12 protein-coding genes are annotated in these 16,217 nt (G+C 56.6%); 9 read left to right on the forward strand and 3 right to left on the reverse strand.

Features of this window, described 5'->3' with window-relative positions:
• Positions 1-30 precede the first annotated feature (30 nt).
• The gene (locus tag GS646_RS20085) at positions 31-1,005 is read right to left on the reverse strand and encodes a LysR family transcriptional regulator (RefSeq protein ID WP_171185398.1); all 975 of its coding nucleotides are present in this window, start codon (positions 1,003-1,005) and stop codon (positions 31-33) included.
• A 362-nt stretch (positions 1,006-1,367) separates the two neighbouring features.
• Here GS646_RS20085 and GS646_RS20090 point away from each other — a divergent pair, with 362 nt between their 5' ends.
• From GS646_RS20090 to GS646_RS20100, 3 genes are all read left to right on the forward strand, one after another.
• Positions 1,368-4,568 carry an S-layer family protein gene (locus tag GS646_RS20090; protein WP_171647169.1) on the forward strand — a complete coding sequence of 1,067 codons (3,201 nt, stop codon included), beginning with the start codon at positions 1,368-1,370 and terminating at the stop codon, positions 4,566-4,568.
• Between the two features lie 63 nt (positions 4,569-4,631).
• Positions 4,632-6,392 carry a type I secretion system permease/ATPase gene (locus GS646_RS20095; RefSeq protein ID WP_171185394.1) on the forward strand — a complete coding sequence of 587 codons (1,761 nt, stop codon included), beginning with the start codon at positions 4,632-4,634 and terminating at the stop codon, positions 6,390-6,392.
• Positions 6,389-7,759, forward strand: a complete 1,371-nt coding sequence (locus GS646_RS20100) for an HlyD family type I secretion periplasmic adaptor subunit (RefSeq protein WP_171647167.1) — start codon at positions 6,389-6,391, stop codon at positions 7,757-7,759. Before GS646_RS20095 ends, GS646_RS20100 begins: the two co-directional genes overlap by 4 nt.
• Positions 7,760-7,852: 93 nt before the next feature.
• Here GS646_RS20100 and GS646_RS20105 read toward each other — a convergent pair whose 3' ends face one another.
• The gene (locus GS646_RS20105; RefSeq protein ID WP_171185389.1) at positions 7,853-8,485 is read right to left on the reverse strand and encodes a TetR/AcrR family transcriptional regulator; all 633 of its coding nucleotides are present in this window, start codon (positions 8,483-8,485) and stop codon (positions 7,853-7,855) included.
• A gap of 147 nt (positions 8,486-8,632) precedes the next feature.
• Between GS646_RS20105 and GS646_RS20110 the strand changes: the two genes are divergently transcribed.
• From GS646_RS20110 to mtnA, 5 genes are all read left to right on the forward strand, one after another.
• Complete coding sequence (locus GS646_RS20110) at positions 8,633-9,562, forward strand: AEC family transporter (protein ID WP_171185387.1); 930 nt, start codon at positions 8,633-8,635, stop codon at positions 9,560-9,562.
• Positions 9,563-9,667: 105 nt separating this feature from the next.
• Entirely contained in the window at positions 9,668-10,501 is an 834-nt protein-coding gene (gene fghA / locus GS646_RS20115; protein WP_171094884.1) for an S-formylglutathione hydrolase, read from the forward strand.
• A 3-nt stretch (positions 10,502-10,504) separates the two neighbouring features.
• The gene (sthA, locus tag GS646_RS20120) at positions 10,505-11,962 is read left to right on the forward strand and encodes a Si-specific NAD(P)(+) transhydrogenase (RefSeq protein ID WP_171185386.1); all 1,458 of its coding nucleotides are present in this window, start codon (positions 10,505-10,507) and stop codon (positions 11,960-11,962) included.
• Entirely contained in the window at positions 11,959-12,414 is a 456-nt protein-coding gene (locus GS646_RS20125) for a YaiI/YqxD family protein (RefSeq protein WP_171185383.1), read from the forward strand. Before sthA ends, GS646_RS20125 begins: the two co-directional genes overlap by 4 nt.
• 122 nt (positions 12,415-12,536) lie before the next feature.
• Positions 12,537-13,631 (forward strand): S-methyl-5-thioribose-1-phosphate isomerase, encoded by a 1,095-nt coding sequence (gene mtnA / locus GS646_RS20130; protein WP_171185381.1) that lies wholly within the window; start codon positions 12,537-12,539, stop codon positions 13,629-13,631.
• A gap of 98 nt (positions 13,632-13,729) precedes the next feature.
• Here mtnA and GS646_RS20135 read toward each other — a convergent pair whose 3' ends face one another.
• Positions 13,730-14,965, reverse strand: coding sequence for an MFS transporter (locus tag GS646_RS20135; RefSeq protein WP_171185379.1), 1,236 nt, complete (start codon positions 14,963-14,965; stop codon positions 13,730-13,732).
• Between the two features lie 148 nt (positions 14,966-15,113).
• On the opposite strand from GS646_RS20135, the gene zapE reads away from it, so the two are divergent.
• Complete coding sequence (gene zapE, locus GS646_RS20140) at positions 15,114-16,172, forward strand: cell division protein ZapE (RefSeq protein ID WP_171185377.1); 1,059 nt, start codon at positions 15,114-15,116, stop codon at positions 16,170-16,172.
• Positions 16,173-16,217 lie beyond the last annotated feature (45 nt).

The following is a 16,217-nucleotide window of genomic DNA, read 5'->3' on the forward strand; positions in this document are numbered from 1 at the left end:
GCTCGGGCAGCGCGGGCGATTATTAAACTGTCAGGCTTTCTCAGGCACTGGGACGCAGGGCTTGGTTTTACCTTCAGTTAGACCATCCGGCTGATAAGTCGGGATCACGCCCTGAGGTGGATTTTCCAGAATATAGGCTCCGATGCGCGCGAGCATTGGTTTTCTCGGGCAATTGGGGCGCGTCGCGGCGCCGAGATCGCGCAGGTGCCCTGGTGCTTCAAACGGAATGAAGTGCAAAGGCCAGTTGTCCCGCTTGAACTGTTCTGCCGCCAATGCCGAGACAATTGTACAATCGTCTGAATGGCAAATGTGACGGCAAATTGTCTCAAACCGCAAAGCGGTCAGATCAAAGCGCTTGCTGATCCGGGTTGTACCGTCCTGCTGTGGAAGCCGATCCTCAAGATCGTAGCCAAAACTGTGCGGCAGCCGGATAAAATCATGCGGCGGCACCTCTTCGGGGATAATCGAGGTAAGCGTGCACAGCGGATGCCCTTGCCGCAAAGCCAAAAACATTGGTTCGGACCAGATGGAAGTGAAGTCTAAACTGGCGCTGTTGTTGACCTTGGCCACCAGCGCCATGTCCAATGTGTGGTCTTCGACCATATTCAACATGTTCTGGGGCAGATCTTCTATCAGCGTGACGCGCATCCTGGGAAAAAGCTTGTTGAAAAGCTCTGAAAAGTACCCCGTCAGATATGGGGCCAGCGTCGGCGTCATGCCTATGGTCAGCGGAACCGCCTCGGGGTCGCGAAATTCAATCGCTGTATCGCGAATTTTCTGGGCGTCTTTCAGAATGCGGTGCGCAATCTCGACAATGCGTTCGCCGCACAGCGTTGGGCGCACCTCGTTGTTCAGACGTAGGAACAAGTCAGCGCCCAGCTCCTGTTCCAGCTTTTTGATCTGGTTCGACATCGCCGGCTGAGACACGTTGCACGCAGCAGCCGCCTGACTGAACTGGCCGTGTTTGGCGATAGCAAGGACATATTCCAAATCTCTGAGGTTCAACGGACATCCAATCCTGAGGCAAATTTCACGATTTGATCAGCTATCAAGATACGATTTGGCGACAGATTTCAGAAGGTCACCGGGGCCAATCAGGCCCGCTTATCGCTCACATCCGCTAACAAATCTGTCAGAATTCGAAATTGAATAGCTTTCCGATCGGTGGTGCCGTTGGCGTAACCCCTTTGTTTGTTGTGAAAATGCCTGCGCCCACCTCACGAAATTCGTGAGTATTCGCGCCGGTTATACACCCGATTTGAACCATGAATTTCAGCCGCCGCGCGGGGCGGCCTAGTCCTTTGTTGCGTCGGTAGCCCGGACAGATGGGCCGCCAGCACAAACGCAACCTAATGACGGAGTGATCCATGCTGTCCCAATTCGCAGAAAGCCTGCGCGCCCGTCTCTTGACTACGTCAACCCTGGCGCAAGAGACATCCCGCGATGGCCAAACCCTCATCAACAACTTCTTTCAATCCACTGTCGTGGACGACACACCCGCCTTTGTTCTAGCAAATGATTTTTCGCGCCTGCTGAACTTTGGCGAGATCGTCACCAATAACGCTGTTGCCGCTGTTCAGGCTCAGGGGCAGGACGTCGATGTCTTCAACTTCCGCTCGGGCCGGATTGAAGCGAACAATGGGCCTGACGCATTGGCCACTGGTGTCCAAGTCACCGGAAGCGCTGCGGTTCGCAATTTCGGCGAGATCGCGGGTGAGTTTAACGGCGTGCAGTTTGCTGGTGCCGAAAGCTCGGGCAGCCTGGACAATTTCCGCGGTGCTGTCATCTCTTCCGACAGCCGAGCGGTTGATATTCAGGGCCAGGGCATAGATGTGCGCAACTTTGGCGACATCGTTGGCACTGGCGACCAGCGCAATGGCACCATCTATACCAACGCAACGGCCGAGGACATCTCGATCTCGAACTTCACCGGCGGTACGATTGATGCTGGCGAAGGCAACCAGGGCGCAGGTATTTCCCTGCAGATCGGTGATGAAGCCGGTGACCGCGTGCAAACCGATGTATTCAACGGCTTTGGCGCAACCATACAGGGTCGCGGTCAAGCGGCTGCCAACACCCCGCTGGCGGGCGACGGCATCCGGATCGACGACGGCGCTGAAGGCACCATCCTGGAAACCGAGATCATTAACAGCGGCCTGATCTCGACCGAAAGCAATCAGGGCACAGCGGCTGGTATTCGCATCGCAGATGGCGCAAATGCCGAAGGTGAGATCCTGAACACCTCAACCGGTGTGATCGAAGGCCCTCGCAACGGCCTTTACATTGGCAATGGTGAACATGATCTGGACGTACTGAACTTTGGCACCATCCAGTCGGGCAGCCGCGCGGTTAATATCGACGGATCTGGTGTCGATCTGATCAACGGCGGGGATATCCTTGGCACCGGTGACCAGCGCAACGGCACCGTCTACGCAGATGATACTGCACGCGATTTTTCGATCAACAACCTGGCGACAGGCGCGATCGATGCAGGTGAGCACAATAACGGTGCGGGTATCTCTCTGTCGTTGGCTGAAGACGGCAATGGTGACATTGAAATCGAGAACGCAGGCGTCATCGCCGGACGTGGCAACGCGGGTGCCGCGCTGGGCACGGCGGGCGACGGCATTCGTCTGGAAGGTGTGCGTCAGGACAGTGGCTTTGCGCCTGCCTCGTTTACTGGCACCATCACCAACAGCGGGAGTGTCACGTCCGAAGGTGGAAACGGTACGGTTGGCGCGTTCCGGGCAGTGAACAATGTCAATTTCCAAGGCCGGTTGATCAATGAAGAAACTGGTGTGTTCGCAGGCGGTCAGAACGGCGTCTACTTTGGAACCGGTGACCATTCCGGCGGATCGTTCGTTAACCGCGGTCTCGTCACCTCGGACAGCCGCGCGCTGAACATCGATGGCGTTGGGCTTGAGGTGCTCAACGAAGGCCAAATCATTGGCACCGGAAATCAGCGCAATGGCACTGTTTATGCGGATGGCACAGCCGACAACTACGCGTTCACAAACACCGGCTTGGTGGATGCGGGCGAAGGCAACAATGGCTCTGCCGTGTCTTTGCAAACCGGTGACGTGTCGGGCGACGTTGTATCGGCGGTTGTTGTGAACGAAGGTACGCTGCAAGGTCGTGGTGACGCGGCCGAAGGCAATCAGGTCGGCGATGGCCTGCGCCTGTTCACCAGCCAGGATGACGCTTCTTTTGCCGGTATTGTGGTCAACGAAGGTCTGATCGCAGGGGCCGAAGGTTCGGATGCCGCCGCCGGTATCCGCGTGGATGGCGGCCTGAATCTGCTGGGTGCAATCCTGAATGAAGGTGAAATCCGTGGTACGGTTAATGCCATCGATGCGTCTGATGCAGGCACCGTTACAATCGTCAACGACGACGAAGGTGTGATCAACGGCAATGTTCTACTGAGCGACGGTGATGACATCTTTGTTGATCTGGGCACCACCAATGGCGATATCGACGGTGGCGCAGGCGATGATGTTCTGATCGCCGGCGATGCAGACAACGTTCTGACCGGTGGTCTGGGCAATGACTTCATCGACGGTGGAGAAGGCATCGACACCGCAGACTTTTCGGATCTGGATGTCGCAGTCAATGTTCGTCTGGACGCCAATGGCAACGGCACCGCCACACGCGATACCGGTTTCAACGTGTCAATCACGGATGCGGTAGTCGCGGCGCCGGACCAATTCGGAGCAAACATTCCGGATGGCGCTTGGTTTGTAGAGGAAGCGGTTCAGGGCAACCTGTACTACAACATCCACACGACCGATTTCCCTGCTGGTGAAATCCGTGGACAGTTGCTGGTCGACAGCGATGTAACCGAAAACGGTATTCGCACAGTGTCTCTTAGCGGCAGTCTGGACGCGGCACAGGAGCCTGGGCCAACTTCGGACAGCCTAGCGACGGGCGAGGCAACTGTTGTCATCACTCAAAATCTGGCAACGGGCGAAGTCAGCTATTCCAGCGACCTGAGTGTTGTGGGCCTGAACGAAGCCGACCTGAACACGCCGATCCCCGGTGTCGTTTCCGCCATCCATCTGCACAACGCACCTGCCGGTCAGAATGGCCCGGTCGTGCAGGACACGCTGGTCGATGCAGGTGCCACACTTGATGTGGATGCGCAGGGTGGAACTGGTGTCATTGGGCAGGACGTCATCGAAAATCAGATCGAAACCGACATCCTGCAGTCCATTGAAAACGTTGTCGGATCCGATGATGGCGACGTGATCTTCGGCAGCGATCAGACCAATGTGCTGAACGGTTCGGACGGTGATGACCTGCTGAACGGTGAAGGCGGCGACGACGTCCTCATCGGCGGCGCTGGGGCGGACACGTTCCAGTTTGGCGCGAACTTCGGAAACGACGTCATCGAGGACTTCGAAGTAGGTCTGGATCAGTTGCAATTTGGCGACTTCGGTCCTGACTTTGGGGCGCAAGTCAACGTGGCTCAGGACGGTGGCGATGCCGTAATCAGCTTCGGAGATAAGGGTTCGGTCCGCCTGGTTGGCATCAATGTCGCCGAACTGAACGACGACGATTTCGTTGCATAAGCAAATAGTTGGCGGGGCGGCTCGTGGTCGCCCCGTTTTTCCAAACCGGAAAGGATCAACACGATGTTGCAGAAAACCAATCCCGTCAAAGCCGCCTGGGGGTCGCTACGCAAAGGATTTGTCACAGTTGCCTTTTTTAGTCTGTTTCTGAACCTGCTGATGCTGGCCGGACCGATCTATATGCTGCAGGTCTATGACCGAGTCCTGACCAGCCAGAATGCCGACACACTGATCGCCCTGTCGCTTCTGCTGGCGGGGGTCTTTGTGGTGATTGCCTGCCTTGATCTGATACGGATGCGCATCCTGGGCCGCTTAGCTGCCCGGTTCGAGATGAAAGTCGGAGCGCCCGTTCTGGGGGCCGCGATGAAACGTCGTGTGCAGGGGGAATCCACCCCCGGCGACAATCTGGTCGAAGACGTAAACGGCTTTCGCGAGTTCATATCAGGCACAACACTGACCGCCTTTTTCGATGCACCGTGGATACCGCTGTATCTGTTGGTCCTGTATGTCTTGCATCCCCTTCTTGGGCTGCTTGGACTGGCCGGAGCTCTGACACTGACCGTAATGGCCCTGATCAACAACGCCCGTGCACACAAGCCGATGCAGCAGGCAGCGCACGCACGCGGCCGTGCAGAGGCACTGTTTCGAACCGGAGACAGCAATGCCGAACTGGTCCACGCGCTGGGCATGAAGTCCGATCTGGTTCGGCGCTGGACTGCCCTTCAGGTCGATGCGCATCGTCAGAAGACCCGTGTAGCCGACCGGATCGCCAGTTTCTCGGTCATGTCCAAAACTCTGCGCATGGGGTTGCAATCCGCGGCTCTTGGCCTTGGCGCGGCGCTGGCGATTACTAGTGAAACCACAGCTGGCGTCATGATCGCGGCGACCATTGTTTTGGCCCGCGCTCTTGCCCCAATCGATCAGTTGATTGGGCAATGGCGCACATTCCTTGCCGCACGCGGCTCGTACGCCAAAATCACAAAACTCACCGAGGATTTCGCGGAAACGCCTGCCAATCTACACCTGCCTCGTGCGTTCAAATCTCTGGATGTCAGAATTGCGCAAGCGGGTCCGCCACGCGCGGTCAATGCCACTCTGCGCAGCATTGATTTCAGTTTGGCTGCTGGCGATGTGCTGGCAATCATCGGCCCCAGCGGTTCCGGGAAAACAACACTGGGCAAGATGCTGACAGGCATCTGGCACCCGCAACGGGGTGAGGTTCTGCTGGACAGCAGCCCGATGTCGAAATGGAACCATGAGGATCTGGGCAAGCAGATCGGCTATCTGCCGCAGGATGTGGACCTGTTTGACGGCACGATCCGTGAAAACATAGGTCGCTTTGCGGCTGCCATCGATGATGCCGAGGTTCTGCGCGCCGCGCGCGAGGCCGGAGTGCATGAGCTGATCAGCAGCCTGCCAGATGGGTATGAAACACGCATCGGTCAGGGATTCTTCCTGTCTGGCGGACAACGACAGCGCCTTGCCCTGGCGCGCGCGCTTTATGGTGATCCGTTTGTGCTGGTGCTGGACGAACCGAACTCGGATTTGGATGCAGATGGCGAAAAGGCTCTGCGTGACGCCATTCTGGCAGCTCAGGCCAGGGGCTCAATCAGTATCGTGATGACCCACCGCCCGGCCACATTGCAGGCGGCCAACAAGGTCATGGTTCTTCGCAACGGATCACAAGCCCAGTTTGGCGACAAGGGTGACGTTTTGAAGGTCAAAACTCAACACGTTCTCAAATCGCCCGCACAACGCGCAACCTCCTGCAAGCCCACCCTGCAACTATCAGAAAACGCCCGCATTACAGGAGCCGCACAATGACCCGTATCGTTCCCTATGCTTCAAACGACACAACACCAGACCTTTACAGTGCGCGGGTTGTTGACGTGACCGAAGCGACACCCGGCATCCGGCTGTATGTACTATTTGGCCTCTTCACATTGCTCGCGTTTGTTGGCGGCAGCATCTACTGGGCCTTCGCATCCAGACTTGACGGCGCCGTCGTGGCCCCTGCGTCATTTGTCGTCGAAGGGGATCGCAAAACGGTTGAGCATCTCGACGGTGGCATCGTCCGGTCCATTCTGGTCGCCGATGGTGAGGCCGTTGAACAGGGGCAACCTCTGATCCGGCTGGACAGCACCGAGATTGACGTCGACCTCAGCGTGCTGGGCAGCCAGATCGGCGAGCTTTCTGTCCGTCGCGCGCGACTGATTGCGCAGCTACAGGGACAGTCTCAGTTTGACGAAGCCGCCGCCCTCCAGAACTTTGAAGAAGATATGAATCGTCTTCACTGGGCTTCAGCTTTTCTGACACAAAAACAACTGTTTGACGCCGAACATCGCGCCCGCGCGACCGAAGCGGAGATCAACGCACAGCGCATTTCGGCGCTGCGGGATCAGATTGAAGGTCTGAACGAGCAGCGGATCAGTACGCAAAACCAGATGTCCATCACACTTGCAGAGTTGGAAAGCCTGCAGACCCTTCTGGACAAAGGCCTGGTTGCGATCACCCGGGTCAGCGCCCGCCAGATCGAGGTTGAACGGCTTTCGGGCGTCGATGCGTCGCTTCGGACACAGATAGCCCAAGCAGAAAACCAGGTCAGCGAGTTGAAGCTGACAATGATCAGTCAGAAAAAGCTGCGCGATGAAGTTCTGGCCGGAGAACTGGCTGTCGTCGATGCCCAGCTTGATCTGCTGCGCCCGCAGTTCTCAGGGACCGTGGAGCGCCGTAAACGGATCGAAATCCTTGCGCCAGTCAGTGGCCGTGTCGTGAACCTTACCGCTTCGACCACAGGAGGGGTGATCAGACCCGGTGAACACATCATGGAAATCGTGCCCGCAGACCAAGCTTTGATTGTCGAAGCGCGCGTGAAACCCGGCGACATCGACAAGCTGAAGATCGGTCAGGCCACGCGTATCCGTTTGTCTGCCTTCGCCCAAGCCGACGTTCCCGAAGCGCAAGGAGCCATTGTCGATATCTCTGCCGACGCGCTGGAAGACGAACGCACGGGCGAGGCCTACTACAAAGCGCGGGTCAAACTGGATGATCAGCAATCCAAAGAGGTAGCGGCCTTGGATCTGGTGCCCGGCATGCCGGCAGACTTGTTTGTCACCACCGGCGAACGCTCTGTTATTGCCTATCTGGCCCAGCCCATAAGTGAACGCCTTGCGCGAACATTTATCGAGTAAAGGCTTTCAAAAGACTTTTGGAATAAAGCCTATTAGTATCGAGTGCTTTGGTGAGTGAGCGATGGTCTGCGTGCCTGTTCGGGCCGCGGGCCATCATTTTTTCATATTTTCGCAGCCGTAGCTGGCCAAGAACATATCCACCGCTTGCGTCGCGACCTCATCGATCTCACTCTGGTTAAAGCTGTTTTGAATTCCAAATGCAGCACGCGCCCAGATGCGTACTTTGCACAGCTCGGAAAACTGTTCCGCCGCGATGTTCACATTTTCGATGCACAGTTCGCCTTTTGCCACCGCCTTTTCAAGATACGCTGCCATCTGCCTTTGGCCGTTTTGCGGACCTGCCTCATAAAAGGCGCGGCCCAATTCGGGGAACCGGTCCCGCTCGGCTACGCAGATCCGAAATACTTGTTGTGCGAATTCGGATACAAGAAAAGCAGTGAGCTGCGTGGCCGCGATCTGCAGCACCTCGCGCGCAGGTTTGCTCTCATCAATCATTGACAAAATGCGCTCAGACATCAGACGACATTCTGTTTGCGCAACTTCCATGAACAACAGGCGCTTGTCCGGGAAATAGCTGTATAACGTTGCCTTTGACACGCCTGCTGCGCGGGCAATGTCGTCTACGCTTGCACCTTCGAACCCATCTGCCATGAAAACCTCTCGGGCCCCGCGCAAAACCTGATCGAACTTACGGCCTGTGCGCAGGATGGTGGCAGTTTGGGTCATGTCATCTCCGGGATTGGTCTTTGCTGTAGTTTATAAACCGTTCAGTTCAGATACAACGATTTTCGCACTCCATGAAACCGTAACCCAGGGCGCGCGCCGTGGTGTCAAAGGCTTGCGGCGCAGACAAACCATGTTAGGAGTCTGTCCATGGTCGAAGTTTTTCTGCGCACCCTTCCCTTTTTTGCGATTATCGGCCTGGGATATTGGGCGGGTCGCACTCGGTTTTTCACCGCCGAGGCTACTGCTTACCTTACAAAATTTGTCTTCTTCTTTGCACTTTCAGCCATGCTGTTTCGCTTTGCAGCCACCTTGCCGTTTGCCGAAATCTTCAATGCGCGTCTGGTGCTTGGATATCTGGGCGGTACAGTTGCTGTTTACGTTTTGGCAACATGCGTTGCCTGGCTGCGAGGGCTAGATGTTCCAACAGCAGCTGTCGAGGCACAATGCGCAGCCATTGGCAACGTAGGCTTTCTGGGACTACCGATGCTGGCGCTCTTGTTCAGCGAAGCTGCCATCGGACCAGTGATGGTGGTCCTTACCGTGGATCTCGTTGTATTTTCCTCGCTCATTGTAATCCTGATCAACGGAGGCCGCGACGGTAAGCTTACCTTGGGCACGTTCAAGCTGATCGGTCTTGGGCTGGTTAAAAATCCGATGATCGTGTCCATCTCGGCCGGGTTGGTCTGGTCGTCTTTGGAAATCCCTGTGCCCGGACCTTTCTACGACTTTCTGACCATTCTGGGCGGCGCAGCCACCCCCGGCGCTTTGTTCGCCATTGGGGCGTCTCTGGCCGGTAAGTCGGCCGAACGCATCGAAATCGCCGCTTGGTTGAGCTTTTGCAAGCTGGTGATACACCCGGTTTGCGTTGCCGTTGTCCTGTTATGGCTGATGCCGATCGATATCTTTCCAGCCACCGTTGCAATCGCGGCAGCCGCTTTGCCTGTTGCCGGCAATGTTTACATGCTGGCCGCCCATTACGGCGTCGCGCCACAGCGGGTCTCGGCGGCCATTCTGCTCTCGACTGCAACCAGCATCCTAACTGTACCCTTGGTCATCGCTTGGCTGAGTGGTCTCTAACCTTCACCTTTTCGAAAAATACTCTCGCGACCAGCGGTCGCGGACTTTACGCCGCGTCTCTGGATCGTTAGCCATGTCGCGACTCTAATGTAAGGACGATGCCTGATGGAAACCCTCTCGGAAAACGCCTGTTTCGGTGGAGTGCAGGGCGTGTACCGCCATGCCTCTTCGGTCTGCCAATGCGACATGACTTTTGGCCTTTTTCTTCCGGCTGAAGCGAAGGATGGGCCGGTTCCCATCCTGTGGTATCTGTCCGGCCTGACCTGCACACATGAAAACGCCATGACCAAAGCGGGTGCACAGGCCTGGGCTGCAGAACAAGGGATCGCCATCGTATTCCCTGATACTTCCCCGCGTGGCGAGGGGGTCGCGGACCATGAAGACTATGATCTGGGACAGGGCGCAGGTTTCTATGTGAACGCGACGCAAGATCCATGGGCCCCACATTTCCAGATGTGGGACTACATCGCAGAAGAACTGCCCGCCTTGCTGGTTGAAAACTTCGCAATCGACAGCGAACGCCAGGCCATCACCGGGCATTCCATGGGCGGTCATGGAGCCCTGACATTGGCGATGAACCTGCCCGGCCGGTTCCGCTCGGTTTCGGCCTTTGCTCCGATTTCGAACCCCACGGGTGCAGATTGGGGGCGCAAACAGTTGAGCGCTTATCTCGGTGACGACGAGACCCTATGGGCCAAGCATGATGCGTCGTTGTTGATGAAGGACAAAGGCTTCGACGGTCCGATCCTGATCGACACAGGCGCTAATGACCAGTTCATGGACCTGCTGCGCCCCGAAGCGCTGGCCCAAGCCATCGCCGAACGCCGTCAGCAGGCAACCTATCGCTTCCAGCCCGGCTATGACCATTCGTACTTCTTCGTTTCCACGTTTATGGAAGACCACATCACATTCCATGCTGAAGCGCTGTACGGAGACTGAGGCATGAGCAAATACGATTACGACCTGATCATCATCGGGTCTGGCCCCTCGGGTCGGTCAGCGGCCATTCAGGCGGGAAAACTAAAACGTCGCGTTCTGGTCATCGACCGCAAGGATCGCTTCGGCGGCGTGTCGGTTCATACCGGCACCATCCCGTCCAAGACCTTGCGCGAGACGGTTTTGAACCTCTCGGGCTGGCGCGAACGCAGCTTTTACGGCCGTTCCTATCGGGTCAAGGACCAGATCCGCGCCGAAGATCTGAAAGCCCGTCTGCATATGACACTCGACCATGAGGTCGATGTGCTTGAGCACCAGTTCAACCGCAATCACGTCGATACATTGGATGGTCTGGCCAAGTTCGTCGGACCCCATGAGGTTGAAGTTGCCACCGATGCCGGTGAGACCACGCGGGTGACGGCCAACAAGTTTCTGATTGCCACAGGAACTAAAACCTATCGCCCCGAATACGTACCCTTCAACGGCAAGACCGTGGTTGACGGGGACGAGTTTCTGGAAATGGCCGAGATCCCGCGGTCGCTGGTTGTCATTGGCGCGGGCGTTATCGGGGTCGAATACGCCACGATGTTTTCCGCCCTGGACGTGCGGGTGACTTTGATCGAACCGCGCGACACGTTCCTAGACTTCATCGACAGCCGTTTGATCCATGATTTCACGCATCAGATCCGAGAAAATGGCGTTGACCTGCGATTGGGTTCGGCTGTTGAAAAGATCGAAGATGCCGGTGAACATGTGGAAGTGACATTGGATAACGGCCGCCATGTTCGGGCAGAAATGCTTTTGTTTGCTGCCGGACGCATGGGCGCGACATCAAAACTCAATCTCGATGCTGTTGGGTTGGAAACAGATCACCGCAACCGGATCAAGGTGGATCGTAAGACATACCAGACAGCAGTGCCGCATATCTATGCGACCGGCGACGTGATCGGACACCCATCTCTGGCCTCGACGTCTCTGCAACAAGGACGCGTGGCGGCCTGTCACGCACTTGAAACACCCACACTGCCGGAAAGCCCGTGGTATCCCTACGGCATCTACTCGGTTCCCGAGATTTCAACCTGCGGCATGTCCGAAGAAGAACTGCAGGAACGCGGTATACCCTATGAGGTCGGCGTCGCCCGGTTCCGCGAAACATCGCGCGGGCATATCATGGGGTTGGAGCACGGGATGCTGAAAATGCTGTTCTCTCTCAAGACCCGCCGGGTCTTGGGTGTCCAGATTGTTGGCGAAGGCGCGACCGAACTGATTCATATCGCGCAGGCTGTGTTGAACCTTAAGGGTACCGTGGATTATTTCGTTCAGAACACGTTCAACTATCCGACCCTGGCCGAGGCTTACAAGATCGCCGGGCTGGATGCGTTCAATCGGATGCCGATCCCTGAAGAGTTCAAGGTGCGCAAAAAACCGGCTGAACCCGCCAGGAAAGAGGCCAAGAAGGCGTGACCACGCTTTATGTCGATGGCGATGCCTGCCCCGTAAAAGCCGAAGCTGAGCGGGTTGCAACGCGACACAAAATGCCCATGGCCCTGGTGTCCAATGGCGGGCTGCGCCCTTCGGCCAATCCGCTAGTCCAGGTTGTCATCGTCTCGGAAGGCGCTGATGAGGCCGACAAGTGGATCGCCGAGCGCTGCGGCGCAGGAGATGTCGTGATTACATCCGACATCCCTCTGGCTGCCAAATGTGTCGAGGCAGGCGCGCGGGTTCTGCGCCCGAACGGTGAAGCCTTCACCGCAGCCAATATTGGTCAGCAACTCGCGATGCGCGACTTGATGGCTGACCTACGCGCCGCCAACCCGCTTGGAACGGGTGGTGGTGGACGACCCTTCAGCAAAGCCGACCGGTCGCGGTTTCTGGATGCATTGGAACGGGAAATACGCGCAGCCACGCGCGGCTGACTGTAACAGAAGCCGATCCAAATTACTGATACGAAATCAGAAACGACCGTTTACAAGTCCCGCGTATGAACGCACCCTGTGTTTGAATTCTGATCAGACCATTCGAACACGGAGACTGCATTATGCAAGTACAGGACACTCACTATCGATCGATTTGGTGGGACAAGTCGGAGGGTGAGGTTCGGATCATCGATCAACGCTGGTTGCCGCATGATTTCTGTGTCGTGACCCTGAAAACTCTGAACGAGTTTGCAGCGGCAATTCGGGATATGTGGGTCAGAGGTGCACCTTTGATCGGCGCGACGGCCGCTTTTGGCATAGCTGAACAGATGTCCCGTGACAGTTCAGAAGCATCGTTTGATGCTGCATATGATGTTCTGCACGCAACGCGGCCCACCGCAATCAACCTACGTTGGGCTTTGGACAGATGCCGAGAGGTTCTGATGCCGCTGGCTGCGTCAGATCGCGCCGAACACGCCTGGGCCTTGGCACAAGACATAGCGGACGAAGATGTCGAAATCAACGCGGCGATTGGTCGACACGGGTTAGCGTTGATCAAGGAGATCGCCGCGCGCAAGCCTGCTGGCGAACCGGTACGGCTTTTGACCCATTGCAATGCGGGTTGGCTGGCGACGGTAGATTGGGGCACAGCCACAAGCCCGATGTATCATGCGCATAACGAAGGCATCCCTCTGCATGTTTGGGTGGATGAAACTCGGCCCCGCAATCAGGGTGCGCTAACCTCATGGGAACTGGGAGAGCATGGCATCCCCCATCGCTACATCGTGGACAATGCCGGGGGGCACCTGATGCAGCATGGGTTGGTTGATCTGGTCATCACAGGCACGGACCGCACAACAGCTCAGGGCGATGTGTGCAACAAGATCGGCACCTACCTCAAAGCTTTGGCCGCGCATGACAACGGAGTGCCCTTTTATGTCGCCTTACCCTCCCCAACCATTGACTGGACGGTGCGCGACGGTGTGGCTGAAATCCCAATTGAGGAACGCGATGCAGGGGAAGTGACGCATGTCCTTGGCGTGGATGAGAATTCGGCCATAACAGATGTTCGCGTGGCTCCGGTAGGGACAGAAGGGGGTAATCCTGCCTTTGATGTCACCCCCAACCGATTGGTAACCGGGCTGATTACCGAACGTGGCGTGTGCGAAGCCTCTGCAGAAGGTTTGGCAGGCTTGTTCCCGGACAGGGCTGGCTAGCTAATCCCGCACAAGCCGTATGTCGCTTGTCAGCGTAAACACAAAGGTTCTTGATCTGCCCCGGCTCTCTTTCCGTTGGCAGATCAGGACAAAAAGCGTCAGGCCGGAACAGCCGTGCGGTTCTCACGGATGGGCAAATGCACGATCGCGCTGAACGCGCCAATTGCCACGCCGATCCACCAAACCATGCTGTAGTCGCCGAACTGGTCATACATACGACCGCCCAGCCAGACACCCAGAAAGCTGCCAAGCTGATGGCTGAAAAAGATAATGCCGTATAGCGTGCCCATATACCGCAAGCCATAAAGGTGCGCCACAAGGCCCGAGGTCAGTGGCACAGTGGCCAACCAAAGTGATCCCATTACCAGAGAAAACACAATAACCGAGATTGGGGTGATCGGCAGCAGGATGAATAAGGCCGCAGCCAATGTTCTGCCTGTATACACTGCAGCCAGCAGGTATTTCTTGGGAAAGTGATTTCCTGCCCAGCCGGCCAGCAACGTACCACCGATATTGGCCAGACCAATCAGCGAAATCGACACGGCCCCAAGCGCTGAGGTTGAGGTGATGCCAACGGAATGCAAAACGCCACCAGGTTGGATCGGGCCGCACATCTCGGTCACAAATGCCGGGAAATGAGCGGTGATAAACCCAAGCTGATACCCGCAGCTAAAAAAACCCAGAAAGATCAGCGCATAGGAAGGATCACGGAATGCCTTCCCTAAAATCTCTCCCATGCTTTCATGCAGTTCCGCCTTGCTTGCCGTCTGAGGGGCGCGCATGAAAGGCAGAACAAGAACAAGTGCCAAAATCGCAACCGCAAACACGATGAAGACTTGCTGCCAGGGCAAGAAGGTCATCAACCATTCAGCGGTAGGTGCCCCGAGCACCTGCCCAAAGCTACCTGCGGCTGTGACAATGGCAAGCGACATGGATCGGTTTTCATCAGAAGATGCACGCCCGACCACGGCAAGAACCACGCCAAACCCGGTTCCGGCAATGCCGAAACCCACCAACCAGGCGTAGATCTGATGTTCAAAAGGTGTGACGGACCACGCCGATAGCACCATGCCAGCAGCATAGGTCAAAGCACCCAGTATGATGGCCTTGCGGTCGCCGACTTTTTCGGCAATTGCACCAAAGATCGGCTGGCCAATTCCCCAAGCGAGGTTTTGAATGGCAATCGCCAAGGAGAAATCAGTACGCAGCCAGCCAAACTCATCCGCGATTGGAATCTGAAACACGCCGAAAGAGGCGCGCACGGCAAAGCTGACCGTGATGATGATACATCCGACAATAAGGATCGGATTCAGCAGGCGGGCGGATTGCGGCATTCAGACCTCGGGCGTTTCTCGCGATGGACCGTATCGTTTTTCCGGATGGCGTCAATTCAGCAGATTTGTGGTCACGGATAACCAAATTTGATGTGTTGAGAAAATGGTTTCTTTTCAACGCGCGGTGGGGCGGGTAAGGCTCGGGGTTATGACGGATCTGATATCGCTATACGAGGCCCGCGTCGCGGATGGAACTCTGACCCGCGACGACGCGCAAGAGGCCGTTCTTCCCCAATTCGAACGCATCCGTGCGGCGCTGTCCGAGCCCGTCAAACGTGGTTTTTTCCGTAAGGCACCCCCACCCCCCAAGGGGTTGTATCTATGGGGCGGAGTCGGGCGTGGGAAATCTATGCTCATGGACATGTTCGTCGAAACGTTGGGCGATACTCCGGCGCGACGTGTCCATTTTCACGCGTTCATGCAGGAAATCCACGCAGGTATGCATAAAGCCCGGCAAGAGAATGTCGAAGATGCTCTGGCTCCAGTGGCGAAGGACGTGATCAAATCCGTCCGTTTGCTGGCATTTGATGAGATGCAGATCACCGACATCACCGATGCGATGATTGTTGGACGTCTGTTCGATCTGTTGCACGAGGGCGGTGTCGTTGTCGTTACAACGTCAAACCGGCACCCGGACGATCTGTATAAAGACGGGCTGAACAGGCAGTTGTTCCTGCCTTTCATTGCGCATATCAAAGAACAGCTACGGGTTTGGGAACTGGTTTCCCCAACCGATTACCGCCAAAACAGGTTGGAAGGCGCGCCGGTTTATTTTGCACCAATAGGCCCGGAAGCCCGGCAGAACATTCGGGAGGTCTGGAAAGATCTTGCGGGCGGCGCTGCCGAACCGCTTGTGTTACAAGTCAATAGCCGCGCGGTAGAACTGCCAGCCTTTCGCAACGGGGTTGCACGGGCTTCGTTTTACGATCTGTGCGGGCGGATGTTGGGACCTGCTGATTATCTGGCAATTGCCGACGCTGTGAAAGTGCTGGTGCTGGAAGACATCCCACGCTTGTCGCGGAACAACTTCAACGAAGCCAAACGGTTCGTAACCCTTATCGATGCACTTTATGAGGCCAGGGTCCGCTTGATCTGTTCCGCAGCGGCCGAGCCCGAAATGCTGTATGTGGAAGGTGAAGGGACGTTCGAATTTGAACGCACAGCCTCACGCCTGCGAGAGATGCAGGACAAAGATTGGGGCTCCTAGGGGGCTTTGCCCCCGCCGCGCTACGCGCGCCTCCCCCAAGGTATT

Source organism: Ruegeria sp. HKCCD4315 (assembly GCF_013112245.1).
Classification (GTDB): Bacteria; Pseudomonadota; Alphaproteobacteria; order Rhodobacterales; family Rhodobacteraceae; genus Ruegeria.